The sequence below is a fragment of the Paraburkholderia sp. J12 genome (assembly GCF_905220215.1).
Taxonomy (GTDB): Bacteria; Pseudomonadota; Gammaproteobacteria; order Burkholderiales; family Burkholderiaceae; genus Paraburkholderia.
In genome coordinates this window covers 62347-87869 of record NZ_CAJMZC010000009.1, presented here as the reverse complement: position 1 = coordinate 87869, position 25523 = coordinate 62347, and the positions used below count along the sequence as shown (strand labels likewise).

Below are 25523 nucleotides of genomic sequence, written 5' to 3'. Positions count from 1 at the left end.
GGCACGGACCGTGCCCGGCATGGGAGGAGAGGAGGCGCCGCATTACAATAGCGGTCATGACCGACACCGTGCTGCTTGCCCTCGATACCTCGACCGAATTCTGCTCGGTCGCGCTGCTGCGTGCCGTCGCCTTCCGCGACGGCGCCACCGATTCCCAACCGTATGCCGAAGTGGCCGTGTGGGTGCGCCACGAAGCCACCGGCGCCGTGTCCAGCACGCGGCTCCTGCCGGCGATCGGCGAGCTGTTCGACGAAGCCGGACTCGCGCTCGCCGACTGCGATGCGATTGCATTCGGCTCGGGCCCGGGTTCGTTCACGGGGCTGCGCACGGCGACAGGCGTCGCGCAAGGGCTCGCGTTCGGGCTCGATATTCCCGTGGTGCCCGTGGGCACGCTGCTCGTCTGCGCCGAGAGCGCGCGGCTGCGCGATCCCGCCGCCACACGCGTGCTCGCGGCGCTCGACGCGCGCATGGACGAGGCCTATTGGGCCGAATACGAATGGGAGGCGGCGGCCAGCGACTGGCGCACGGTGCATCCGGCCTCGCTCGATGCCCCGGAGCAGATCGCGGCGCTGGCCGGGGGGCCGTTCACCCTGGCGGGCAATGCGGCCGCCGCGTTCGGCGCGCGGCTTGCGGCAACGGCGGCGGCCCGCTCGATCGACGCCGAGGCGCTGCCGCATGCGCTGCCGCTTGCGCACGCGGCGCTCCGCGCGTTCCGTGCGGGCCGTACGCTGCGCGCCGACGAGGCCGCGCCCGAGTACGTGCGCAACAAGGTCGCCCAGACCACGGCCGAGCGGCTGGCAGCGAAGGCCGCGGCCGATGGCGGGGCGGGCGGCGCAGCCGGCGAGGACCGTCGATGAGCGGCGTGCTGATGACCGACCGTTATCTGTCGCCGATGACCGAGAGCGACCTCGACGAAGTCGCCGTCGTCGAAAAATCCGCCTACGAGTTTCCGTGGTCGCGCGGCAATTTTGAAGATTCGCTGCGCAACGGCTACTACGGCATCTGCATGCGCCACGTAACGGGCACGCTGATCGGCTATTGCGTGCTGATGCCCGTGGTGGACGAGATGCATCTGCTGAACCTCTGCGTGGCTCCCGCCGCGCAAGGAGTGGGCGCGGGGCTCGCGTTGCTGCGCGAGGCGGTGCGCGTCGCGCACGGGCAACGGCTGGAAGGGCTGCTGCTCGAAGTGCGGCCGTCGAATCACCGGGCGATACGGCTTTACGAACAATTTGGCTTCGTGACGATCGGGCGCCGCAAGAACTACTATCCGGCAAGGCATCACACGCGCGAAGACGCGATCGTGATGCGTTTTTCTTTTGCAGAGGAGACCGGCAATGGCGCTCGATGAACTCGCGCTGGAAGAACTGGGACTCGCGCCGCGCTGGGTGAGCCGGGGGGCGCAGGCATCGACGGGGGCTGAAGCGGCGCTTGCCGTAGAGGCGCGCGAGGCCGGAGCGCCCGATGCGCCTTCCGAGGCGGCGCTTTCGCACGTTGAAGCGGAGTCGGCCACTGCGGCGCCGGTCGCGCGTCCGTTGGCACACGCTCAAAGCGACGATCTTCCGGCGCCGGCTGAGGAGGCTTTCGCGTCACCGTCTGCGGGTGGGGCGAGTGGGGCGCGCGCCGCGCTGCCCGATCCGGCAGAACGGCCCGCAGCACCGCCCGCAGAAGCGCGAGCCAGCCGCACCCCTCCCGCACCGGACGAACCGCCGCCGCTTGCCGAAGACGACTTCGCCTGGTTCGACGCCGTATCGTCCGCACCCGCCGAAGCGGCGCACATTGCGGCCGTGCCGCTCGAGCCCAGCAACGACGTGGCCACGCTCGACTGGGACGCGCTCGCCGAACGCGTCGCGGGCTGCACGCGCTGCCGCCTGTGCGAAAAGCGCACCAACACCGTATTCGGCGTGGGCGATCGCGAGGCCGACTGGATGGTGATCGGCGAAGCGCCGGGCGAAAACGAGGACCGTCAGGGCGAGCCGTTCGTGGGCCAGGCGGGCAAGCTGCTCGACAACATGCTGCGCGCGCTGACGCTCTCGCGCGTCGAGAACGTCTATATCGCGAACGTGCTCAAATGCCGTCCGCCCGGCAACCGCAATCCCGAGCCGGACGAAGTCGCGCGCTGCGAGCCTTACCTCAAGCGCCAGGTCGCGCTCGTCAAGCCGAAGATCATCGTCGCGATGGGGCGCTTCGCCGCCCAGAGCGTGCTGAAGTCAGAAGGCAGCATCGCTTCGATGCGCGGACGCGTTCACGAGTACGAAGGCGTGCCGGTCATCGTGACCTACCACCCTGCTTATCTGCTGCGCAGTCTGCAGGACAAGTCGAAAGCGTGGGCCGACCTCTGCCTCGCGCGCGACACCCTGCGCGCGGCCGGCGGCGGTCAGTGAACCCTGCGCAGTCCGTCGACGAGGCCGGCTCGTGGGCCGCCGGCAGTCTCGACGGGCTGACCGATCCGGCCGTGCGCGATCTCGCATGGCTGCTCTCGAGTCCTTCTCTGCTGCGCGCGCAGCCGCCGCTCGCGCCGCTTGCCACGCCGTGGGCGCTGGCGGCCGAGGTGCGTGCCACGGCGCAGTGGCTTCGCGAACTCGACCGCGATCCCGCGCCGTTGCATGAAGTGCTCGATGCCGGCCGTCCGCGGCAGCTCGGGCGTTATGCGGAACTCCTGCTCGCCTGGTTTCTCGGGCACGGTCCGGCGGCGCGGCTCGTTGCGGCCAATGTGCCGTTGCGGCAGGCCGGTGTGACGCTCGGCGAATGCGATTTTCTCGTCGAAGCCTCCGATGGACGGCGTCTGCACTGGGAACTGGCGGTGAAGTGCTATCTGCACGCAGGCGGTCCCGGAGCGCGGCTGGCGGACTTCGTGGGCCCGAATCTGCGCGACCGCTTCGACCGCAAGCGCGCGCATCTGCTCGACCATCAACTGCGGCTCAGCGAGCGCGAGGCGTTTCTTGCGCTCGGCCATGCGGGGCCGTGGCTGGCGCAGATGTTCGTCAAGGGCTGGCTGTTCTATCAGGCCGGGGCGAGTGCGAAAAACGGGCAGGGCGAGCCGCCCGAACTGGCGCCGGACCACGGGCGCGGCTGGTGGGTGACGCACCTGGACTGGCCGACGTTCGCGACGCAGCAGGGTGCGGCCGGCTGGAGCGTGCTGCCGCGTGTTGCCTGGCTTGCGCCGCGGCGGCTCGCGGCCGGAGAACCGGTGCGGATGGAGGACGAGGGAGCGGTGACGGCGGCCGGCATGCGTTATCGCGCAACCATTGCCGCTCCGGTCGATTCCGATGTCCTGCTTGAGCAGTTGGCGCGCCGCGAGGAACCCGTCATGGTCGCGGCCTTCGTTTCGGACGGAGCGGGCGGCTATCTCGAACAATCGCGTGGTTTTATCGTCCCCGACGACTGGCCCGCACACGCACAGGCCTTCGCGCGCGACTAGCGCTTCGAGTGGCGCACCAGGCGGCGCGCCAACCGCTCACCACCAGCGATGGAAATGATGCACCGGTCCCACGCCGTGGCCGACGTCGAGGCGCTCGCTCGCCTGTAGCGCGCCGGTGAGGTACTGCTTGGCGTCGGCAACGGCGTCGGCGAGGCTCGCGCGCTGCGGCCAGAGCGCCGCGATGGCGGAAGAGAGCGTGCAGCCGGTGCCGTGCGTGTTCGTCACCGGCACGCGCGCGCCGCCGAGGCGCAGCGTGCCGCCGGCTTCGATGAGCCAGTCGGGGCTTTCGGCGCCGCCCAGGTGGCCGCCCTTCATGAGCACCGCCTGCACGCCGAGCGCGCGCAGCGCCTCGCCTTGCTCGACCATCGCGGCCTCGTCGGCGGCGGGTGCGACGCCGAGCAGCGCCGCCGCTTCCGGCAGATTGGGCGTGACGATGCCAGCGAGCGGCAGCAACTCGTCGCGCAGCGCCGCCACGGCTTCGGGCGCGAGCAGCGCGTGGTTGCTCTTCGAGATCATGACCGTGTCGAGCACGATGCGCGTCGGCCGGTGGCGGCGCACGGCATCGGCGACGGCCCGCACGATCGGCGCATTGGCCAGCATGCCGATTTTCACGGCGTCGATGCGGATGTCCTCGAACACGGCATCGAGCTGCGCCGTGACAAAACCCGGATCGGGCGCATGGATTGCCGTGACGCCGCGCGTGTTTTGCGCGGTGAGCGCGGTGATCACGCTCGCGCCGTAGGCGCCGAGCGCCGAGAACGCCTTCAGGTCGGCCTGGATGCCCGCACCGCCACCCGAATCGGAGCCGGCGATCGTGAGAACGTTGGAAATCGATGAGGTCATGGCAGCGTGTAAGACGAAAGGGCGCACGCCTGGCGTGTCGGGCCCTGCCTGCAAGGAGGTTCGGCGCAACGAAACGGCGAACGGAAACGGCGAACGGCGCGGAGTCAGTGCCGGTGATTTTCGCCGATCAGCGCGACGGAGTCGAACGCGCGCTGATTGGCCTGATGGCGGCGCATCACGAGCCACATCATGAGGCACACGAAGGTGCCGAACAGCACGATCACGATGGTCACCGGCACGTCGAGCCAGACGAGCACCGCATAGAGGCACAGCATCACGAGCACCGAGAGGTTCTCGTTGAAGTTCTGCACGGCGATCGAATGGCCGGCCGAGAGCAGCACGTGGCCGCGGTGCTGGAGCAGCGCGTTCATCGGCACGACGAAAAAGCCCGAGAGACCGCCCACCACCATCAGGAAGACATACGCGAACAGCAGGTAGCCCGGCACGTGCATATGGCCGAGGCGCAGGCCCCAATGCGGCGGAAAGAGGCTGCGCGTATAGAACGCCATGAGCATCACGGCGATACCCATGATGATGCCCACCGGCAGCACCGAGAGCGACTTCTTGAGCGGGATGCGCGCGGCAGCGATGATCGCCCCCGCGGCCACCCCCACGGCGACCACGGCCTGCAGGATGGCGCCCTCCGAGAGCGACATGCCGAGCGACACCTCCGCCCACTTGAGCACGATGAACTGGAGCGTGGCGCCGGCGCCCCAGAAGAGCGTCGTGACGGCGAGCGAGATCTGGCCGAGCTTGTCGTGCCAGAGCGTCTGGAAGCAGTCGGCGAAATCGGTGATGAGACGGATGGGGCCGCGTTCCTGGCGCGGGTAGCGGGCGCCGGTATCGGGAATGCGCAGATTGAAGAGGGCGGCGATGACATAGATGCCCATGATCACGAGCATCGCGGCTTCGGCGGGGGTATTGATCGAGGCGGGGGTGTGGCGGATGACGTGCGAGGCGATGTGCGGGCTGATGAGTGCGCCGCCTAAAACGGTGCCGAGGATAATCGAGCCGACTGTCGTGCCCTCGATCCAGCCGTTCGCGGCGACGAGGCGCTCGGGCGGCAGCAACTCGGTCAGAATGCCATATTTGGCCGGCGAGTAGGCCGCCGCACCGAATCCGACGACGCCGTAGGCGAATAGCGGGTGAGTGCCGAACAGCATCAAGGCGCAGCCCGCGACCTTGATCGTGTTCGTGATGAACATGACGCGGCCCTTGGGGCGGGAATCAGCAAAGGCGCCGACGAAGGCGGCCAGAACGACATAGGAAAGGACGAAGAACAGCTTGAGCAGCGGTGTCATCCAGTTCGGAGCCTGGAGATCTTTCAGCAGTGCAATTGCAGCGATCAGGAGCGCATTGTCGGCCAACGACGAAAAAAACTGCGCGGCCATGATGGTGTAAAAGCCTTTTTTCATCTGATGCGATGCTGTCCTCGCTGCGGTCCGTCCGCCCCGGACGGGTGGGAGGCATCCGGGCTTATTACGTTCGAAATGGGTTGTGCGCAGGGCTTTATATCATGAAAATAGCTGCATTCGGACTAGCAGATTCCTTGACCGCCCAAGCGGGTCGGCCTTCCGGGGGCTGAAAACGCACTGTAAGCTCCTGATTCGAAAGCGTCTTTACGAAAATCTCCCATGCCTCGCCCCCTCTCCGCCACGATTCATACCGCCGCTCTCGCCAACAATCTCGCCGTCGTCCGCCGATACGCGCCGAAGTCCAAAATCTGGGCCGTGGTCAAGGCCAATGCCTACGGCCACGGGCTTGCCCGCGCGTTTCCGGGCCTGCGTGCCACGGACGGTTTCGGCCTGCTGGATCTCGAAGAAGCGGTGAAGCTGCGCGAGCTCGGCTGGGCGGGCCCGATCCTGCTGCTGGAAGGTTTTTTCCGGCCCACCGACATCGACGTGATCGACCGCTATAGCCTCGCCACGGTCGTGCATTCGGACGAGCAAATGCGCATGCTCGAAATGGCGCGTCTTTCGAAGCCGGTCAATATCCAGCTGAAAATGAACAGCGGCATGAACCGGCTCGGTTATACGCCCGAGAAATATCGCGCCGCGTGGGAGCGCGCGCGCGCCTGCCCCGGCATCGGCCAGATCACGCTGATGACGCACTTTTCCGACGCCGATACGCCGCGCGGCATCGGCGAGCAGATGGCCGCATTCGAGCGCGGCGCGCAGGGTATCGCCGGCACGCGCAGCCTCGCGAACTCGGCGGCCACGCTCTGGCATCCGGCCTCGCATTTCGACTGGGTGCGGCCCGGCATCATCCTGTACGGCGCTTCGCCCTCGGGCGTGGCGTCGGCCATCGACGGCGTGGGCCTGCAGCCGGCCATGACGCTCGCCTCCGAAATCATCGGCACGCAGAGCGTCGCGGAAGGGCAGGCTGTCGGCTACGGCTCGACCTTTACGGCGCGCAAGCCCATGCGGATCGGCGTGGTGGCGTGCGGTTATGCGGACGGCTACCCGCGCATCGCGCCCGAAGGCACGCCCGTGCTCGTGGAGGGCGTGCGGACCCGCGTGGTGGGCCGCGTGTCGATGGACATGCTTACCGTCGATCTCACGCCGGTGCCCAACGCGGGCATGGGTGCACGCGTCGAGTTGTGGGGGGCGAACCTGCCGATCGACGACGTTGCCCAGTCGTGCGGCACGATCGGCTACGAGCTGATGTGCGCGGTGGCGCCGCGCGTACCGGTGCGGGCGGAATAAGCGGTGGCCACGCGGAACATGGCGAAGGTCAAGACACTGTATACGTGTACCGAGTGCGGCGGCCAGGCGCCCAAGTGGCAGGGGCAATGCCCCGCCTGCGGTGCCTGGAACACGCTCGTGGAAAGCATTGCCGAACCGGCGGGCTCGCATCGCTTCCAGTCGCTCGCGAAGAGTGCGCCGGTGCGGCGCCTCGCCGACATCGAGGCTTCCGACGTGCCGCGCTTCACCACGGGAGTGGGCGAGTTCGACCGGGTGCTCGGCGGCGGGCTCGTGGCGGGCGGCGTGGTGCTGATTGGCGGCGATCCGGGCATCGGCAAGTCGACGCTGCTGCTGCAGTCGCTCGCGCAGATCGCGGCCGAGCGCCGCGCGCTCTACGTGAGCGGCGAGGAATCGGCGGCGCAGATCGCGCTGCGCGCGCAGCGCCTTGCGTTACTCGATCCCGGTTCGAAGGCGAGCGAGCTGCAACTGCTTGCCGAAATCCAGCTGGAAAAGATTCAGGCGACCATCGAGGCCGAAAGACCCGATGTCGCCGTGATCGACTCGATCCAGACCATCTATTCCGAGGCGCTGACGTCGGCGCCTGGTTCCGTCGCCCAGGTGCGCGAATGCGCGGCGCAGCTCACGCGCATCGCGAAGCAGTCGGGCACGGCGATCATCATGGTCGGGCACGTGACGAAGGAGGGCAATCTCGCCGGCCCGCGCGTGCTGGAGCACATCGTCGATACCGTGCTGTACTTCGAAGGCGACACGCATTCGTCGTTCCGTCTCGTGCGCGCGTTCAAGAACCGCTTTGGCGCGGTGAACGAACTTGGCGTTTTCGCCATGACCGAGCGCGGGCTGCGCGGCGTGGCCAATCCGTCGGCGCTCTTTCTCTCGCAGCACGAGCAGAGCGTGCCGGGCTCGTGCGTACTCGTGACCCAGGAGGGCTCGCGGCCGCTTCTCGTGGAAGTGCAGGCGCTGGTGGATACGGCCCAGGTGCCCAATCCGCGGCGCCTCGCAGTGGGCCTCGAGCAGAACCGGCTCGCGCTGCTGCTCGCGGTGCTGCACCGGCATGCGGGCATCGCGTGCTTCGATCAGGATGTGTTCCTCAATGCCGTGGGCGGCGTGAAGATCACCGAACCGGCCGCCGACCTCGCCGTATTGCTCGCGATTCATTCCTCGATGCGTAACAAGCCGTTGCCGAAGGGTCTGATCGTTTTTGGGGAAGTCGGTCTCGCGGGCGAGATTCGACCCTCGCCGCGCGGGCAGGAACGTCTGAAGGAAGCCGCGAAGCTGGGATTCTCGTGCGCGCTGATTCCGCGTGCGAATGCGCCGAAGCAGCCCGTAGAGGGGCTCAACGTGGTCGCCGTCGAACGTATCGAGGAAGCCATCGACAAGGTTCGCACGCTGGAGTGAATTCGGGTCATTTCGCGTGAACTGGCGCGTAATGATTAGTAACAACCCTGGTACACACTGTAACCTGGTCAATTTGCGATTTGCCTATCCTTGGCCGCATGTTCAACCCGCGTCCAGCGGAAAGGATGGCGTCTTGAGACAGACTGATATGTCCGCCGGCGATCGTTCGATCGTCGTACGCGGCTGCCGGGTTTCCGAGCCGCTCGTGCAACCTTGGGGCAGCAGTTGCCGCATCGTCGAGTGGATCGATAGCGACGGGCGCATATCGCGCCGCGTGGTGGCCGGAAACGTCACTGCTGCTCAGGTGCGCAGCACCATCGCGCATCACGTGGAAGGCCGAAAACACGTCCTCTACGACGACGAGCGCTCGCCACGGCAAACCTTGCCGCGGCGTTAGCGAAAAAATGGGCGCGTTAAGCGCCCATTTTCGTTTGCAGGATTGCCGGGGCGTGCCCTCCGATCCTCAATCCTCTCATTCTCCAATCAGCCCCAGGGACCGTAGGTGAAGGGCTTGTTGCCGGCGGCGGAAGTGCCCGGGCCGCTGCCTGCGCCTGTCGTTCCCGCTTGCGGGGCAGCCACGCCGCCAGTTCTTTGCAGGCCCGTGCCCATGCCTGGCTGAGGCTTGAGCGCGGCCTGGCGCGCAGCCAGCGTTTGCTGGAGTACCTCGGGATTAAAGAGCGGATGCCTCGCGGCCTCGCCGGGGGTGAGAACCGGCGTGGCGCAGCAGTCGACAGGTTCTAGCCGGTCGATCCAGGTTTGCAGCGACTCCGCTTCGATGACGGCCGCGAGTTCGCGCGTGAGCGCCACTGCGTCTGCGCCGCCGATCGCCTGGCCGAGGCTCCAGTGCCGTTCCATCCACTCTTCGCGTCCGAGCGCCCGGCACAGCGCCTGCCAGAATTTCAGTTCGAGCGCACCCACGGCGAGCCAGCGGCCGTCCTGGGTGCGGTAGAGGTTGTAGCAAGGCACGCCGCCGTTGAGCAGGCCGCCGCCGGGCTGAAGGGCGGCCGCGTCGTCGTTGGCGAGCGCCACCTGGGCGACCACGTTGTTCGCGTAGCTCGCGTGGGCCATCGAGATATCGACGAAGCGGCCCTCGCCGCCGCGGCCGACTTGCCACAGCGCGGCAAGGATCTGGGTGACGGCCGAGAGCGCGCCACCCAGCAAGTCCGCGATCTGGATGTTGGGTAATACGGGCACGCCGTCGCGTCCGGCCAACTGGTCGAGCACGCCTGCGTAGCCGATGTAGTTCAGATCGTGGCCGGCGCGATCGGCAAACGGGCCCTCTGCTCCATAGCCGCTGATCGCGCAATACACGAGTTTGGGATTGATTGCGCGCAACGCCTCGTAGCCCACGCCCAGTCGGTCCATGACGCCGGGCCGGAAACTCTCCACCAGCACGTCCGCATCGCGCGCGAGCGCGAGCAGCACGGCGCGCCCGCCTTCGGACTTCAGGTCGAGCCGCGTCTCGCGCTTGCCGCGATTGACGAGGCGGTAGAACGCGCCGGGCCGGGCAGCGACTTCGTCGGCGGCGCTCTGCATCATCATGCGGGCGGCGTCGCCGGTGCCGGGCGGCTCGATCTTCAGCACGTCCGCGCCCATTTCGGCCAGTCGCAGCGTGGCGACCGGGCCGGGCAGCAGCATGGTCAGATCAAGAACGCGTAGGCCCTGCAATGCGGCGGGTGACGACACTCATCTCTCCTTGACGGGCGTAGCGCGTGTGGCGCGGCTAACCGATCTGCTCCAGTTCCTCGTGCGCGTCGAGCCATTCGGCTTCCAGCGTTTCGAGTCGCGACTGCACTTCGGCCTGGCGGCGGATCGCCTCGGTCAGGCGGGTCTTCTGTTCGGGCTCGTAGCTGGCAGGATCGGCGACGAAGATGTCCAGCGATCCTTTCTCGGCATTGAGCGTGTCCATTTCCTTCTCGATCTTGCCGATCTTCGCCTGCAGCGGCTTTTTCAGGTGCGCGAGCTTTTGGCGCGTTTCCGCCTCCTGGCGGCGCTGCTCCTTGCGGTTGACGCCCGCGTCCGCCGTGCCGGCGCCCGTGCCGTCCTGCTTGAGCGCTGCGCGCTGCTCCGCGGCGTGCTGGAGGAGCCAGTCGCGGTAGTCGTCCAGATCGCCGTCGAACGGCTGCAGCCGGTGCTTCGCGACCAGCATGAACTGGTCCGTAGTTGCGCGCAACAGGTGCCGGTCGTGCGAGACGAGGATCAGCGTGCCCTCGAACTGCGCGAGCGCCATGGTGAGCGCGTGGCGGGTTTCGAGGTCGAGGTGGTTGGTCGGTTCGTCGAGCAGCAGCAGGTTGGGTTTCTGCCAGATGATGAGCGCCAGCGCGAGCCGGGCTTTTTCGCCGCCCGAGAACGGCGCGATGGGCGCCGTCGCCATTTCGCCCGGGAAATTGAAGCCGCCGAGGAAGTCGCGCAGTTCCTGTTCGCGCGTGTCCGGCGCGAGGCGCGCGAGATGCTGCAGCGGCGAGTCGTCGGGGCGCAGGGTTTCCAGCTGGTGCTGCGCGAAATAACCGATCTGCAGGCCCTTGCCCGTGCGCAGCTCGCCCGAGAGGGGGGCGAGCGTGTGGGCAAGCGTCTTGATCAGCGTGGACTTGCCCTGGCCATTGGCGCCGAGCAGGCCGATGCGCTGGCCGTTCTGGATCGAGAGCGCGACCTGCTCGACGATGGGCGTTTCGCTGCCGTCGTCGGCACGGTAGCCGCAGCGCACGTCTTCCATGACGAGCATGGGGTTCGGCGCCGAGTTGGGGGCGCGGAATTCGAACGTGAACGGCGAGCTCGCATGCGCGGGCGCGATCAGCTCCATCTTCTCCAGCGCCTTCACGCGGCTTTGTGCCTGGCGCGCCTTGGTGGCCTTCGCCTTGAAGCGGTCGATGAAGCTTTGCAGGTGCGCGACGGTTTTCTGCTGCTTCTCGTAGGCGCTCTGCTGCAGAGCGAGTTGTTGCGCGCGCAGGATTTCGAACTGCGAGTAGTTGCCGCCGTAGCGTTTGACCTGCTGGTTCTCCAGATGCAGCGTGACGTTGCAGACCGAATCGAGGAATTCGCGGTCGTGCGAGATCACGACGAGCGTGCCCGGATAACGATGCAGCCAGTCTTCGAGCCACACGATGGCGTCGAGGTCCAGGTGGTTCGTGGGCTCGTCGAGCAGCAGCAGGTCGGAGCGGCACATCAGCGCCTGGGCGAGGTTCAGGCGCATGCGCCAGCCGCCCGAGAAGCTCGCGACCGGCGCGCGCGTTTGCTCGAGCGTGAAGCCGAGGCCGAGCAACAGGGCTTCCGCGCGTGCCGGGGCCGTATAACCGTCCGCGTCGGCAAAGGCGGCGTGGGCCTCGGCTTCGGCGGCGCCGTCGTGCGCGGCCGAAGCAGCGGCAATGCGCGCTTCGATCTCGCGCAGCGCGGCGTCGCCGTCGAGCGCGTAGTCGAGGGCGCTGCGATCCACGGCCGGCGTTTCCTGCGCGACGTGCGCGATGCGCCAGGACGGCGGCAGCGAGAAGTCGCCCGCGTCCGCATGGAGTTCGCCGCGCAACACGGAGAACAGCGTCGATTTGCCCGCGCCGTTCGCGCCGACGAGACCGGCCTTCTCGCCGGGGTTCAGCGTGAACGAGGTCTGGTCGAAGAGCGGCTTGGTGCCACGGGCAAGACTGAATTGATTGAAGCGGATCACAGCGGCGCCAGCAGGGGAGAAAGCGCTATTTTAACTGGGCGGCCCCGCGGCCGGCATTGACCGTTCGGCCAGGTGTGTCGCGCCGGTTTTCTCACGTAGACTGGCGCTTTGCTAAGGGAGACTCCAGGATGCCTTCGATCTATTCGTTTTCTGCCGAGCCGCTGGGCGGCGGCGCGCCGGTGAGCCTCGAACGCTACACGGGCAAGGTCCTGCTCATCGTGAACACGGCGAGCGAATGCGGATTCACGCCGCAGTACGCGGGGCTGCAGAAACTCTACGACGAATATGCCGCGCGCGGGCTCGCGGTGCTGGGTTTTCCGTGCAACCAGTTCGGCAAGCAGGAGCCGGGCGAGGCGGCGCAGATCGGCAGCTTCTGCGAAAAGAACTACGGCGTGACGTTTCCGATGTTCGACAAGATCGAGGTGAACGGTACCGGCGCGCATCCGCTCTACCGCTGGCTGACGAGCGAAGCGCCGGGCCTGCTTGGACTCGAGTCCGTCAAGTGGAACTTTACGAAGTTTCTGGTGGATCGTGACGGCAACGTGGTGAAGCGCTACGCGCCAGTCACGAAGCCCGAGGCGATCGCGGCCGATATCCAGAAGCTGCTTTAGGGCAGGAAGCGCGCGGCTAGAGAATCGGTGCGAAGAGGCGCGCCAGATGCATCGTGATCTTGCGCCAGGCCGGTGCCGTGCGGTATTCGCTGCGGTCGATCTCGAAGGTCTCTTCAAAGTCGCGCAGCAGCATCGTCTCGACTTCGGCGGCGAAGCCGCGATGCACCGTGAGCACCATGATCTCGAAGTTCAGGCGGAACGAGCGGTTGTCCAGGTTCGCGCTGCCGATCGCAGCGGCCACGTCGTCGATCAAGACGACCTTCTGGTGCAGGAAGCCCGGCTTGTAGCGGAAGATGCGGATGCCTGCGCGTACCGCGTCGTAGGCATAAAGCGTCGAGGCCTCGAACACCACGTAGTGGTCGCGGCGGCTCGGAATCATGATGCGCACGTCCACGCCGCGCAGCACGGCAAGCCGCAGCGCCGAGAACACCGCTTCGTCGGGCACGAGGTAGGGCGTGGTGATCCACAGGCGGCGCCGCGCGGCGTTGATCGCTTCGACGAAGAAAAGCGAGCAGGTTTCCTGGCGGTCCGCGGGGCCAGTCGGCATCACGAGGCAGAACATGTTGTCGTGCCGCGGCGCGACCGTCGGCGGCTCGCAGCCGGGCAGCTCCTGGGTGGCCCAGTACCAGTCTTCGGTGAAGACGAACTGGATGTTCGCCACGGCCGGCCCGCGCACTTCGATGTGCGTGTCGCGCCACGGCGAAAGCGGCGGCTTCGCGCCGAGATATTCCACGCCCACGTTGTGGCCGCCGACGAAGGCGCGCTCGCCGTCCACCACGACGATCTTGCGGTGGTTGCGGAAGTTGATCTGGAAGCGGTTGACGAAGTGGCGCTTGGTCGAGAATGGGTGCACTACCACGCCGCCTGCGCGCAGTTCGTGCACGTAGCTCGCGGGCAGGTCGAAGCTGCCGATGCTGTCGTACAGGAAGAAGGCGCGCACGCCGCGCGCCGCGCACTGGAGCAGCGCTTCCTTGAGCATGTCGCCGAGCGCGTCGTCGTGCACGATGAAGAACTGCACCAGTACGTAGTGCTTTGCTTCCTCGATGGCGTCGAAGATCGCGCCGAACGTGGCTTCGCCGTTGACGAGCGTGCGCACCGAATTGCCCGGCACGAGCGGCATGCCGCCCAGTTGCGCCATGGTGCGGATCACGCGCACGCCCAGTTCGTCGGCCGGCCACTCGCCCGCCGAGACCAGCTTGTCCCATTCCGGCGCGTGCGCGCGCTCGCGCAGGTTCTCGTTGCGCAGCCGCCGTGCGTCGACGTAGCCCTCGAACTTGCTGCGGCCGAGGAACAGATACGGGATCAGTGTGAGATAAGGCATCGTCGCGAGCGAAACCGCCCACGCGATCGCACCTTGCGAGGTGCGCGTGTTCATGATGGCGTGACAGGCTGCGGCGAGTCCAAGCAGATGGATGATCGCGAGCAGGGTGCCAATATGTAGCCAGTCGAAATGCATAGCGGCGCGGGACGTTCCTGAGGCCGGAATGCGCCGTGGCGCGAGAGCCGGGGAAACGTCTATCTTACCGAACCCGCGCGGGTGGCGGCTATCGGACCGGCCCCGTATCCGGGGCGCATCGAAGGAGCGTCCGGGCGCTGTCGTTGCCTGACGTCCGATGCCTGACAACCGGGCGCGGCCCGCGAGCCGTCGTCGCGCCTCGCGGGTATTGAGCTGGTATCGAGCCAGCCTCGAGCCAGCCTCGAGCCTGGATCAAGCCGGCAGGTCGGCCGCCTGGATCAGGAACACCTGGTCGTCGCCGGCGCTCGTGGAGAGCCAGACGAGGTCGAGACCGCCGAACGCCGCTTCGACGTTAGCCCGTTCGTTGCCGATTTCGACCACGAGCACGCCTTCGTCGGTCAGCCAGCGGCGCGCTTCGGAAATGATGCGGCGCACGATGTCCATGCCGTCCGCGCCGCCCGCGAGCGCCATTTCGGGCTCGTGGCGGTACTCGGGCGGCAGCGCCTGCATCGAATCGGCGTTCACGTAGGGCGGATTCGTGATGATCACGTCGTAGCGCCGCTCGGGCAGCGGTGCGTACAGGTCGCCTTCGAAGAGCGCGATGCGCTCGTCGAGGCCGTGTTCGTGCACGTTTTGCTGCGCCACTTCGAGCGCGGGCGCTGAAAGATCGACGGCGTCGATATCGGCGTTCGGGAAGGCATGCGCGGCGAGGATCGCGAGGCTGGCCGACCCGGTGCACAGTTCGAGCACCGCGCCCACTTCCTCGGGATCCTCTACATAGGGCTGCAGCCCGTCTTCGAGCAGTTCGCCGATGAACGAGCGCGGCACGATCACGCGTTCGTCCACGTAAAAGCGCAGGCCGTGCATCCACGCTTCCTTCGTGATGTAGGCGGCGGGCACGCGCTCGCTCGCGCGGCGCTCGATCACGGCGAGCACGGTGTCGATCTCGTCGGCGGCGAGCCGGGCGTCGAGGAACGGATCGAGCAGGTCGAGCGGCAGATGGAGCGTGTGCAGGATCAGGTAGGCCGCTTCGTCGTAGGCGTTGCTCGAGCCGTGGCCGAAGGCGAGCTGGGCGCCGGTGAAGCGCGTCACCGCGTAGCGCAGCAGATCGCGCACGGTGGAGAAGGTCGTTGAGAGCGGGTGCGTCATGGGCGTAAGACTCCGGCGGGCGGTTTCAGGCGATCAGTTGTTCGAGCACGCGGCGGTACACGTTCTTGAGCGGGTCGATGTACTTCACTTCGATGTGCTCATCGATCTTGTGGATGCTGCCGTTGGGCGGCCCGAACTCCACGACCTGCGGGCAGATGCGCGCGATGAAGCGGCCGTCGGAGGTGCCACCCGTCGTCGAGAGCGCGGTCGTGACGCCGGTCTCGTCCAGAATCGCTTTTTCCAGCGCGTTCGACAGGTCGCCGCGCGGCGTGAGGAACGGCAGGCCGCTCACGCTCCAGTGCAGGTCGTACTCGAGGCCGTGCTTGTCGAGGATCGCATGCACGCGCTGCTGCAGGCCTTCCACCGTGCTCGCGGTCGAGAAGCGGAAGTTGAACTGCACGTCGGCGTGGCCGGGGATCACATTGCTCGCGCCCGTACCGCTGTGCAGGTTCGACACCTGCCAGGTGGTGGGCGGGAAGTATTCGTTGCCGTCGTCCCATTTCTCGGCGACGAGTTCGGCCAGCGCGGGTGCCAGCAGATGGACGGGGTTCTTCGCGAGATGCGGGTAGGCGATATGCCCTTGCACGCCCTTGACGACCAGCTTGCCCGACATCGAGCCGCGGCGGCCATTCTTCACGCAGTCGCCCAGCACGTGCGTCGAGGTGGGCTCGCCGACAATGCAGTAGTCGAGCTTTTCGCCGCGCGCCTTGAGCGCCTCGACGACCTTCACGGTGCCGTCGGTCGCAGGACCTTCCTCGTCGCTCGTGATGAGGAAGGCGATGGCGCCGCGATGCTGCGGGTGGGCCGCGAGGAACTCCTCGGTGGCCACGACGAATGCGGCGAGCGAGGTTTTCATGTCGGCGGCGCCGCGCCCGTAGAGCTTGCCGTCGCGATGCGTCGGCTCGAAGGGCGGGGAGCTCCACTGTTCGAGCGGGCCGGTCGGCACCACGTCGGTGTGGCCCGCGAACGCGAGCAACGGGCCGTTCGCGCCGGCGGCGCCGCGCCTGACGGCCCACAGGTTCGTCACGCCGTGCGATTCGATCGTCTCGCACGTGAAGCCGAGGGGCGCGAGGCGTTCGGTCATGACGCGCTGACAGTGCTGGTCGTCGGGCGTCACGGATGCGCGCGCGATCAGAGCTTCGGTAAGGGCAAGAGTACCGGACATGGAGGGGCCACTTTCAATAAAAATGCCGGCACCGCTGGAAATGCGGGGGCCGGCAACAGCTTGTCATGACAGTTTGCAGCAGAACGCGCCGGTCTCGTCTTGCGGCTGGCGCGTTCGGGCAAACGGCGCGTGTTACGGCGCCGGGTTCAGCGTTGCGTTCAGGCGAACAGCGTTTCGTACTGCTCAGCCGAAAAACCGAGCGTCTTCACGCGGCCATTCACCACGACGACCGGGCGCTTGATGATCGACGGCTTGTGGATCATCAGAGCGATCGCGCCGGACGTGGTGTCGGCTTCGGCCTTGTGCACATCGGACAGGCCGCGCCACGTCGTGCCGCGCTTGTTGATGAGCTGCTCCAGCGGCACGTCTTTGAGCCAGTCCTGGACCAGCGCATTGGACACGCCCGCCTTCTTGAAGTCGTGGAACTCGAACTCGACACCGTGCTCTTCCAGCCACACGCGGGCTTTCTTCACGGTATCGCAGTTCGGAATGCCATAGACGACGGTCTTCGCGGCCTTCGCCATCAGTCGCCTCGCAGCAGTTCGTTCAGGCCGACCTTGGCGCGCGTCTTCGCATCCACCTTCTTGACGATCACGGCGCAGTAAAGGCTGTGCGAGCCGTCCTTCGAGGGCAGGTTGCCCGCCACGACCACCGAGCCCGCCGGAATGCGGCCATACGAGATCTCGCCGGTTTCGCGGTCGTAGATCTTGGTGCTCTGGCCGAGGTACACGCCCATCGAGATGACCGAGTTCTCTTCGACGATCACGCCTTCCACGACTTCCGAGCGCGCGCCGATGAAGCAGTTGTCTTCGATGATGACCGGGTTGGCCTGCAGCGGCTCCAGCACGCCGCCGATGCCCACGCCGCCCGAGAGGTGCACGTTCTTGCCGATCTGGGCGCACGAACCGACCGTCGCCCAGGTATCGACCATCGTGCCTTCGTCCACATACGCGCCGATGTTGGTGTACGACGGCATCAGCACGACGTTCTTCGCGATGAACGAGCCGCGGCGCGCGATGGCCGGCGGCACGACGCGAAAACCGCCTGCGGCGAAGTCTTCGGCCGTGTAGTTCGCGAACTTCGAAGGCACCTTGTCGTAGAACTGGCTATAGCCGCCCGCCGGCATCGGCACGTTGTCTTCCAGGCGAAACGACAGCAGCACGGCCTTCTTGACCCACTGGTTGACGACCCAGTCGCCGTCCTTCTTTTCGGCGCAGCGCAGGGCGCCCCGGTCCAGTTCGGCGATCACGTGAGCGACGGCTTCGCGCACGTCGTTCGGGGCGGACTTTGCCGAGAAGTCGGCGCGGTTTTCCCAGGCGGTGTCGATGATCTGCTGAAGTTGTTGTGACATGGTGAAGGTAACGTAAGAGTTCGGTGAAGAGAGGCAGCGGATTCAGCGGCAAGTGCGGCGGCAGCGCGCGTACCGCGATGACTGTGCTTATTGCTTGAGCGAGTGGCAGAAATCGACGATGCGTTGTGCGCCCTCGATGCACTCCTCGACGTCGGCGACGAGCGCCATACGGACGAAATTCTGTCCCGGATTCGCGCCGTGCGCGGTGCGGGCCAGATACGAGCCCGGCAGGACCGTCACATTATAGTCGGCGTAGAGGCGCTGGGCGAACGCGGTGTCCGACAGGCCGGTGCGCGCGACATTGGCCCAGAGGTAGAAGGCGGCGTCGGGCAGGCGCACGTCGAGTACCTCGGAGAGCATGGGCGTGACCGTGCCGAACTTCTGCACGTATTTTGCGCGGTTTTCGCGCACATGGCTCTCGTCGCCCCAGGCGGCGATGCTCGCGGCCTGCCAGACGGGCGAGAGCGCCGCGCCGTGGTAGGTGCGGTAGAGCAGGAACTGCTTGAGGATCGCGGCGTCCCCGGCGACGAAACCCGAGCGCATGCCCGGCACGTTCGAGCGCTTTGAGAGGCTCGAGAGCATGACGAGGCGCTCGAAGCCGCGGCCCAGCTTGTGCGCGGCTTCGAGGCCGCCGAGCGGCGGCTTCGCCTCGTCGAAATAGATCTCCGAGTAGCACTCGTCGGAGGCGATCACGAAGCCGTAGCGCTCGGAGAGCGCGAAGAGCTCGCGCCAGTCGTCGAGCGTGAGCACGGCGCCCGTGGGGTTGCCCGGCGAGCAGACGTACAGCAGCTGGGTGCGCGCCCAGACGTCTTCGGGCACCTGCGAGTAGTCGCAGGCATAGTTGCGGGCCGGATCGCTGTTCACGAAGTACGGCTCAGCGCCGCCGAGCAGCGCGGCGCCTTCGTAGATCTGGTAGAACGGATTCGGGCAGAGTACGATCGGCCGTTTTGCGGCGTCCCGCGTGCCCGCGGTCGGGTCGACGAGGGTCTGCGCCAGGGCGAACAGCGCCTCGCGCGAGCCGGAGACGGGCAGCACCTCGGTGTTCGCGTCGATGGCGGGCAGCGCATAGCGCGTCTTCACCCAGCTCGCGATCGCCTCGCGCAGCGCCGGGCTGCCGGCGGTCGCCGGGTACACCGCGAGCCCGTCGAGCGAGGCCACGACGGACTCGCGGATCAGCGCGGGCGTCGGATGTTTCGGCTCGCCTATCCCGAAGCTGATGGGGCGCAGGCCGGCTTTCGGCGTAACGTCCTTGAAGAGGGCGCGCAGCTTTTCGAAGGGATAGGGCTGAAGGGTGTCGAGTAGCGGATTCACTTGGCGTCGGACGGGCGTGGACGTAGGACGGGCGGGCAGGCGACGCTCGCGGGCGGAGGAGAATCCGTGCCGGCGGCGGTGCGCCCGGACGGGGCGCAGCAGGCCTGCTGCAAGCGCTCGATTATAGCGTGGCGCCGGCCCGGATGCGGCGCCGGGCCGGCGTGGACACGGGCGGCCGGGCTGCCCGTTGCATATCGCAGGCGAGTCGAGTGGTGCGCGAAATTCAGTAGGGGAAGAGAGGATGACGTATTTGAAGGCTGGGACGGTGGGCGGGCCGAGTCCCGACGGGAGCGGCCCGGCGGCTGGGCAGCCGGCATGGCGGAGGGCCGGGTGACGAGCCGCGCCTCGCAAACCGGCTGGCCGACGCTTGCGATCATGATAGGCGCCTCGGTTTGGGGCATGGTCTGGTATCCGCTGCGCATGCTTGCTGCCCTTGGCTTGACCGGGACGGCCGCCAGTGCCGCAACGAGCGCGGCCGGCTGCGTCTTCGTGCTGCTTCTGCGCCGTCGCTCGCTTGCGAGCGTGCGCTGGCACTGGGTGCTGCCGCTGCTGGGCCTCGCGGCGGGCGTGACGAACCTCGGCTTCGTCTGGGGCGCGATCCACGGCCAGGTCATGCGCGTGCTGCTGCTTTTCTACCTGACCCCGGCATGGACGGCGCTCTTCGCCCACTTCATCCTGGGTGAGCGCCTGACTTGGCCGGGCGCCGCGCTTTCGGCGCTCTCGCTCGCAGGTGCCGTGCTGATGCTCTGGTCGCCCGCGCTCGGCGTGCCGCTGCCGGCCAATGCGGCCGAGTGGGCCGGGCTCGCGGGCGGCATCGGCTTTGCCATGAGCAACGTGCTCGTGCTCAAGACGAGCCGCGTGCTGCCGGACATGAAGCCGGAAATGCGCACCGCCGTGATCTTCGGCGGCTCGGCACTCTTCAGCGCAGTGGCGACCGCGTTCGAACCCATGGTGGCCGCGCCCGCCGGGGAGATGCTGGCGCACGCCGTGCTGCTCGTGCTTGCGCTCGGTTTCGTCCTCGCGTCGAACAACATGCTGGTTCAGTATGGGCTCTCGCGCGTCCCGGCCAATCGCGCTTCCATCATCATGTTGTTCGAACTGGTCGTGACGGCGCTCACCGCGTGGCTCTTCGCGGGCGAAACGCCGGGCCCGCGCGAATGGGCGGGCGGCGGGTGCATCGTGCTTGCTTCGCTGCTCTCGGGCTGGCTGCATCGATCGGGTGCCATGCGGGCAGCCGCGTCGGATAAAGACGGCGGAGACGATGGTGATGCCGACGGCGGTTCCCCTGCCGAGCGGCAGAATGGCGCCCGTGCGATGGTATGATTGCCGCTGATTCTCGCCGCACGGCGCGTGGAGGGCACGGCGCGCGGCGAGCCGTGGCGGCTGCCCTGTGCGCGTCCCGCCGTCGTGCCGTGCGACCCGTCGCGCTGGCACGAGGCCCGCGGCACGAGCGGTCCCGTTCACTCTCCCTATTCCAACAGCGATATCGCCGTGCGTCTGACCTCGATTAAACTCGCTGGCTTCAAATCTTTCGTCGATCCCACGCATTTCCAGGTCCCGGGCCAGCTCGTTGGCGTGGTCGGGCCGAATGGCTGTGGCAAATCCAACATCATCGACGCCGTGCGCTGGGTGCTCGGCGAGTCCCGCGCTTCCGAGCTGCGCGGCGAGTCGATGCAGGACGTCATCTTCAACGGCTCGACGGCGCGCAAGCCCGGCAGCCGCGCGAGCGTCGAACTGGTGTTCGACAACGCGGACGGCCGGGCGGCCGGGCAGTGGGGCCAGTATGCCGAGATCGCCGTCAAGCGCGTGCTGACGCGCGACGGCACCTCGAGCTACTACATCAACAACCTGCCGGCACGCCGCCGCGACATTCAGGACATCTTCCTCGGCACGGGCCTCGGGCCGCGCGCTTATGCGATCATCGGGCAGGGCATGATCGCGCGCATCATCGAAGCGAAACCCGAAGAGCTGCGCGTGTTCCTCGAAGAGGCGGCCGGCGTCTCGAAGTACAAGGAGCGCCGCCGCGAGACCGAGAATCGCTTGCACGACACGCGCGAAAACCTCACGCGCGTCGAGGACATCGTGCGCGAGCTTTCGACGAACCTCGAAAAGCTCGAAGGCCAGGCGATCGTCGCGACGAAGTTCCGCGAGCTGCAATCCGAAGGCGAGGAAAAGCAGCGCCTTCTGTGGCTGTTGCGCAAGAACGAGGCGGCGGGCGAGCAGGAGCGCCAGCAACGCGCCATCGAGCAGGCCCAGATCGATCTCGAACGGCATACCGCGCAACTGCGCGAAGTCGAGGCGCAGCTCGAAACGCTGCGTGTGGCCCACTATTCGGCAAGCGACGCCATGCAGGGCGCGCAAGGTGCGCTCTACGAGGCGAACGCCGAGGTGAGCCGACTCGAAGCCGAGATCAAGTTCATCGTCGAATCGCGCAATCGCGTGCAGGCGCAGATCGCCGCACTGACCGCGCAACGCGAGCAGTGGCAGTCGCAGGCGCAGAAGTCTCAGGGCGACCTCGAAGAGGCCGAGGAGCAACTGGCGATCGCCGAGGAAAAGGCGGCCGTGGCCGAAGAGGAAGCGGCGGCGAAGCAGGAGTCGCTGCCCGCGCTCGAGACGCGCTGGCGCGACGCCCAGGGTCAACTGAACGACGAACGCGCGGGCATTGCCCGCACCGAGCAGGCGCTCAAGCTCGAGGCCGCGCATCAGCGCAATGCCGACCAGATGCTGCAGCAGCTTCAGCAACGCCACGAGCGCCTGAAGAGCGAAGAGGGTGGCCTCGATGCGCCGGACGAAGCGCAGCTCGAAGAGCAGCGCATGCAGCTGGCGGAGCAGGAAGAAGTGCTGCGCGATGCCCAGGATCGGCTGGCCGACGCCCAGGAGGCGCTGCCCCGCTTCGACAGCGAGCGCCGTGCCGCGCAGGAGCGCGTGCAGGCCGAGAGCGCGCAGATCCACCAGCTCGAAGCCCGTCTCGCGGCGCTCAAGCAATTGCAGGAAAACGTCCAGACCGAAGGCAAGATCCAGCCGTGGCTCGAACGCCATGAGCTCGGCACGCTGCCGCGCCTCTGGAAGAAGCTGCATGTCGAGACCGGCTGGGAAACCGCGCTCGAAGCGGTGCTGCGCGAGCGGCTGGCGGCGCTCGAGGTATCGAATCTCGACTGGGTGAAGGCGTTCGCGAGCGACGCGCCGCCCGCCAAGCTCGCGTTTTATGCGCCGCCCGCCGCTGGCCAGAGCGCACCGGCTCCGGCGGGTTTCACGTCGCTGCTGTCGCTCGTGCGTATCGACGACGCCGGCATGCGCGCGGTGCTGACCGAGTGGCTCGGCGCGACCTTCGTTGCGACCGATCTGGCCGAGGCACTCGCGCAGCGTGCGCAACTGCCCGCGGGCGGTGCCTTCGTGGTCAAGTCCGGCCACATGGTGACACGCGTGGGCGTGCAGCTCTATGCGGCCGATTCCGAACAGGCCGGCATGCTCGCGCGCCAGCAGGAGATCGAAAACCTCACGCGCCAGGTGCGTGCGCAGGCGCTGCTCGCCGACGAGGCGCGCACTGCCGCGATCCGTGCCGAAGCGGCGCACACGCAGGCGGCGCAGGCACTCACGGAACTGCGCCAGCAGGCCGAGCGGGCCACGCAGCGTGTGCACGCGCTGCAGATGGAAGTGCTCAAGCTCACTCAGGCGCACGAGCGCTATACGGCGCGCAGCACGCAGATTCGCGAAGAGCTTCAGGAGATCGCGGCCCAGATCGAGGAGCAGCGCGCGCTGCGTGCCGAGTCGGAAGCGAACTTCGAGCGCCACGATGGCGAGCTGGCCGAACTGCAAGCCCGCTTCGAAGATAACCAGATGGCGTTCGAAGCGCTCGACGAGGAACTGGGTACGGCGCGCAACCACGCGCGCGACCTCGAACGCGCCGCGGGCGATGCGCGCTTTGCTGCGCGCAACATGGCCAACCGCATTGAAGAGCTGCGCCGCAATATCCAGGTTGCGCACGATCAGAGCGAACGCGTGGCCGCGTCGCTTGAAGACGCGCGCGCGGAACTCGAGACCATCAACGAGCAGACTGCGCACACGGGGCTGCAGGATGCGCTCGAAGTCCGCTCGGAAAAGGAAGAACGCCTGCGCGTGGCGCGCGCCGAACTGGACGACCTGAGCGCGAAGCTGCGCCAGGCCGACGAAACGCGCCTCACCGCCGAGCGGGCATTGCAGCCGTTGCGCGACCGTATCACCGAGCTGCAACTGAAGGAGCAGGCCGCACGCATCAACGGCGAGCAGTTCGTCGAACAACTGCAGGCAGCCGGCGTGGACGAAGCGCAACTGCAGGCCAGGCTCACGGCCGACATGAAGCCTTCGTACCTGCAGGGCGAAGTCACGCGCATCAACAATGCGATTGCGGCGCTGGGCCCGGTGAACATGGCCGCGCTCGACGAACTGGCCGCGGCGAAGGAACGCAAGACCTTCCTCGACGCGCAGTCCGCCGACCTCATGAGCGCCATCGAAACGCTCGAAGACGCGATCCGCAAGATCGACCAGGAGACGCGTACGCTGCTGCAAGGCACGTTCGACGAGGTGAACCGCCATTTCGGCGAACTGTTCCCGCGTCTGTTCGGCGGCGGCCAGGCGAAGCTCATCATGACCGGCGACGAAATTCTCGATGCCGGCGTGCAGGTGATGGCGCAGCCCCCCGGCAAGAAGAACTCGACGATTCACCTGCTCTCGGGCGGGGAAAAGGCGCTCACGGCGACCGCGCTCGTGTTCGCGATGTTCCAGCTGAATCCGGCGCCATTCTGTCTGCTGGACGAAGTGGACGCGCCGCTCGACGACGCGAACACGGAACGCTTCGCGAACCTTGTGCGTGCGATGGCGGAGAAGACGCAGTTCCTGTTCATCTCGCACAACAAGATCGCGATGGAAATGGCGCAACAGCTGATCGGCGTGACGATGCAGGAACAGGGCGTCTCGCGGATCGTCGCGGTGGACATGGAAACGGCCGCGGGATTCGCACAGAATACGGTCTAACGGATGGCGCGCGGTGCGCGGCCGGCGGCGCCGATCGAGGGGCAGCCGCTGCGTTCGCTGTGCGCAGAAGGCATGCGGGCCGCGCGTGAGGCGCACCGCTGAATAAGAATTGCTGATGGAGCATGCATGGACGAGTTGACTCTCGGGTTGATCGGCGCGGGCGCCGTGGTGGTCGGGGGCGTGGTGGTCTACAACGCGTGGCAGGGCGCGAGAGTGCGCCGGCGCATGCCGCGCCCGATGCCCGAGGAAGCGGCCGATTTGCCGCCGCGCGACGATCTCGAAGAGCAAAGCCCGTTCATCGAGCCGGCCCGGGCGCCCTCGCGGCGCGAACCGTCGCTCGCCGGCGGCGTGGCGGAGGAACGCGTCGAACCGGGGTTCGGCACGGCTGCGCCGCTCGATACGCCGGCCGATATCCAGGCGGAAACCACGACGCCCAACGGTTTTCCCGACGCAGCGGCCGAAGGCGCGGCCGCAGAGGCTGAAGCCGTTGCAGAGACGGGCGGCGAGGCCGAACGCGTCGAGCCGGTGCTGCCCGCCGCCACGACGATTTCGGCCGCCCCGCCGGCAGTGGTCGATCGCCGCATCGATTGCATCGTGCCGATCCGGCTGGCCGCACCGCTTGCCGGCGAGCGTGTGATTCCGTTCGCGCAGCGCCTGCGCCGCGCGGGCAGCAAGCCCGTGCATATCGAAGGCAAGCCCGAGAACGGCGACGGCTGGGAGCTGCTGCAAAACGGCGTGCGCTACGAGGAACTGCGTGCCGCGGCCCAGCTTGCGAACCGCAGCGGTCCGCTCAACGAGCTGGAGTTCTCCGAATTCGTGACGGGCGTGCAGCAGTTCGCCGATGCGATCGATGCCGCGCCTGAATTCCCGGACATGATGGAGACCGTGGCAATGGCGCGCGAGCTCGACGGCTTCGCCGCGCAATGCGACGCGCAGCTTTCGATCAATGTGATGTCGGACGGCGCGCCCTGGTCGGCGAACTACGTGCAGGCAGTGGCGGCGCAGGACGGTCTGCTGCTCTCGCGCGACGGCACGCGGTTCGTGAAGCTCGACGCGAAGCAGAGCCCGGTGTTCATGCTGCAGTTCGGCGACACCAACTTCCTGCGCGACGATCTCACCTACAAGGGCGGCCAGATCATCACGCTCATTCTCGATGTGCCGGTGGCCGACGAGGACATCCTGCCGTTCAGGCTCATGTGCGATTACGCGAAGTCGCTGGCGGAGCGCATTGGCGGCCGCGTGGTGGACGACCAGCGTCGCCCGCTGCCCGAGACGGTGCTGCAATCCATCGACAAGCAGCTCATGACGCTTTACGCGAAGCTCGAAGAGGCCGGTATTCCGGCCGGCTCCCCGGCCACGCGCAGGCTCTTCAGCCAATAACGCGCAACCGCTCTCCGCGGCGCTGCAAGGTCGCCGCGGCGACCCGTCCAGGATCGCGAGGCACGCTGCTGCGG

The 25523-nt window shown here is 67.2% G+C and carries 21 protein-coding genes; 11 read left to right on the top strand and 10 right to left on the bottom strand.

Annotated features, from left to right (window positions below; genetic code table 11):
* The first annotated feature begins 56 nt into the window (after positions 1-56).
* From tsaB to U5760_RS19645, 4 genes are read left to right on the top strand one after another with little or no spacing between them, the layout of a single operon-like run.
* A complete protein-coding gene (gene tsaB, locus U5760_RS19660) occupies positions 57-857 on the top strand; it encodes a tRNA (adenosine(37)-N6)-threonylcarbamoyltransferase complex dimerization subunit type 1 TsaB (protein ID WP_322013959.1) in 801 nt (266 codons plus the stop codon).
* Positions 854-1348, top strand: a complete 495-nt coding sequence (gene rimI / locus U5760_RS19655; protein ID WP_322013958.1) for a ribosomal protein S18-alanine N-acetyltransferase — start codon at positions 854-856, stop codon at positions 1346-1348. The genes tsaB and rimI overlap by 4 nt, the downstream gene beginning before the upstream one ends.
* Positions 1335-2381 (top strand): uracil-DNA glycosylase, encoded by a 1047-nt coding sequence (locus tag U5760_RS19650; protein ID WP_322013957.1) that lies wholly within the window; start codon positions 1335-1337, stop codon positions 2379-2381. Before rimI ends, U5760_RS19650 begins: the two co-directional genes overlap by 14 nt.
* Positions 2378-3418 carry a DUF1853 family protein gene (locus U5760_RS19645; protein WP_322013956.1) on the top strand — a complete coding sequence of 347 codons (1041 nt, stop codon included), beginning with the start codon at positions 2378-2380 and terminating at the stop codon, positions 3416-3418. Before U5760_RS19650 ends, U5760_RS19645 begins: the two co-directional genes overlap by 4 nt.
* Before the next feature lie 36 nt (positions 3419-3454).
* Here the strand turns inward: U5760_RS19645 and thiD are convergent, their stop codons facing one another.
* Positions 3455-4261, bottom strand: a complete 807-nt coding sequence (gene thiD, locus U5760_RS19640; protein ID WP_322013955.1) for a bifunctional hydroxymethylpyrimidine kinase/phosphomethylpyrimidine kinase — start codon at positions 4259-4261, stop codon at positions 3455-3457.
* 104 nt (positions 4262-4365) lie between these two features.
* Complete coding sequence (gene lplT, locus U5760_RS19635) at positions 4366-5676, bottom strand: lysophospholipid transporter LplT (RefSeq protein ID WP_322013954.1); 1311 nt, start codon at positions 5674-5676, stop codon at positions 4366-4368.
* A 219-nt stretch (positions 5677-5895) separates the two neighbouring features.
* Between lplT and alr the strand changes: the two genes are divergently transcribed.
* The 3 genes from alr to U5760_RS19620 all read left to right on the top strand — a co-directional run bounded on the left by alr (position 5896) and on the right by U5760_RS19620 (position 8758).
* Positions 5896-6966, top strand: coding sequence for an alanine racemase (alr, locus tag U5760_RS19630; RefSeq protein ID WP_322013953.1), 1071 nt, complete (start codon positions 5896-5898; stop codon positions 6964-6966).
* Positions 6967-6984: 18 nt separating this feature from the next.
* Positions 6985-8361 carry a DNA repair protein RadA gene (gene radA / locus U5760_RS19625; RefSeq protein ID WP_322014121.1) on the top strand — a complete coding sequence of 459 codons (1377 nt, stop codon included), beginning with the start codon at positions 6985-6987 and terminating at the stop codon, positions 8359-8361.
* 148 nt (positions 8362-8509) lie between these two features.
* Positions 8510-8758, top strand: a complete 249-nt coding sequence (locus tag U5760_RS19620; protein WP_042337274.1) for a DUF2866 domain-containing protein — start codon at positions 8510-8512, stop codon at positions 8756-8758.
* An 86-nt stretch (positions 8759-8844) separates the two neighbouring features.
* Here U5760_RS19620 and U5760_RS19615 read toward each other — a convergent pair whose 3' ends face one another.
* Both U5760_RS19615 and U5760_RS19610 read right to left on the bottom strand, forming a co-directional pair.
* Positions 8845-9999: a CaiB/BaiF CoA transferase family protein gene (locus tag U5760_RS19615; RefSeq protein ID WP_415914139.1), complete on the bottom strand. Its 1155-nt coding sequence runs from the start codon at positions 9997-9999 to the stop codon at positions 8845-8847.
* 85 nt (positions 10000-10084) lie between these two features.
* A complete protein-coding gene (locus U5760_RS19610; RefSeq protein WP_322013950.1) occupies positions 10085-12016 on the bottom strand; it encodes an ATP-binding cassette domain-containing protein in 1932 nt (643 codons plus the stop codon).
* A gap of 128 nt (positions 12017-12144) precedes the next feature.
* Between U5760_RS19610 and U5760_RS19605 the strand changes: the two genes are divergently transcribed.
* Positions 12145-12627 (top strand): glutathione peroxidase, encoded by a 483-nt coding sequence (locus U5760_RS19605; RefSeq protein WP_322013949.1) that lies wholly within the window; start codon positions 12145-12147, stop codon positions 12625-12627.
* 16 nt (positions 12628-12643) lie between these two features.
* Here the strand turns inward: U5760_RS19605 and cls are convergent, their stop codons facing one another.
* The 6 genes from cls to dapC all read right to left on the bottom strand — a co-directional run bounded on the left by cls (position 12644) and on the right by dapC (position 19059).
* A complete protein-coding gene (gene cls, locus U5760_RS19600; RefSeq protein ID WP_322013948.1) occupies positions 12644-14083 on the bottom strand; it encodes a cardiolipin synthase in 1440 nt (479 codons plus the stop codon).
* Positions 14084-14335: 252 nt separating this feature from the next.
* Positions 14336-15232 (bottom strand): 50S ribosomal protein L3 N(5)-glutamine methyltransferase, encoded by an 897-nt coding sequence (gene prmB, locus U5760_RS19595; RefSeq protein ID WP_322013947.1) that lies wholly within the window; start codon positions 15230-15232, stop codon positions 14336-14338.
* Positions 15233-15257: 25 nt separating this feature from the next.
* Positions 15258-16397 (bottom strand): succinyl-diaminopimelate desuccinylase, encoded by a 1140-nt coding sequence (gene dapE, locus U5760_RS19590; protein WP_322013946.1) that lies wholly within the window; start codon positions 16395-16397, stop codon positions 15258-15260.
* Between the two features lie 158 nt (positions 16398-16555).
* The gene (locus tag U5760_RS19585; protein WP_322013945.1) at positions 16556-16921 is read right to left on the bottom strand and encodes an ArsC family reductase; all 366 of its coding nucleotides are present in this window, start codon (positions 16919-16921) and stop codon (positions 16556-16558) included.
* Complete coding sequence (gene dapD / locus U5760_RS19580; RefSeq protein ID WP_028224695.1) at positions 16921-17748, bottom strand: 2,3,4,5-tetrahydropyridine-2,6-dicarboxylate N-succinyltransferase; 828 nt, start codon at positions 17746-17748, stop codon at positions 16921-16923. The genes U5760_RS19585 and dapD overlap by 1 nt, the downstream gene beginning before the upstream one ends.
* 87 nt (positions 17749-17835) lie before the next feature.
* Entirely contained in the window at positions 17836-19059 is a 1224-nt protein-coding gene (dapC, locus tag U5760_RS19575; RefSeq protein ID WP_322013944.1) for a succinyldiaminopimelate transaminase, read from the bottom strand.
* 375 nt (positions 19060-19434) lie between these two features.
* Between dapC and U5760_RS19570 the strand changes: the two genes are divergently transcribed.
* The 3 genes from U5760_RS19570 to U5760_RS19560 all read left to right on the top strand — a co-directional run bounded on the left by U5760_RS19570 (position 19435) and on the right by U5760_RS19560 (position 25449).
* Positions 19435-20382: a DMT family transporter gene (locus U5760_RS19570; RefSeq protein WP_322014120.1), complete on the top strand. Its 948-nt coding sequence runs from the start codon at positions 19435-19437 to the stop codon at positions 20380-20382.
* Positions 20383-20550: 168 nt separating this feature from the next.
* Positions 20551-24069 (top strand): chromosome segregation protein SMC, encoded by a 3519-nt coding sequence (gene smc / locus U5760_RS19565; RefSeq protein WP_322014119.1) that lies wholly within the window; start codon positions 20551-20553, stop codon positions 24067-24069.
* A 126-nt stretch (positions 24070-24195) separates the two neighbouring features.
* On the top strand, positions 24196-25449 hold the full coding sequence (locus U5760_RS19560; RefSeq protein ID WP_322013943.1) for a cell division protein ZipA C-terminal FtsZ-binding domain-containing protein: 1254 nt from the start codon (positions 24196-24198) through the stop codon (positions 25447-25449).
* The last annotated feature ends 74 nt before the right edge of the window (positions 25450-25523 follow it).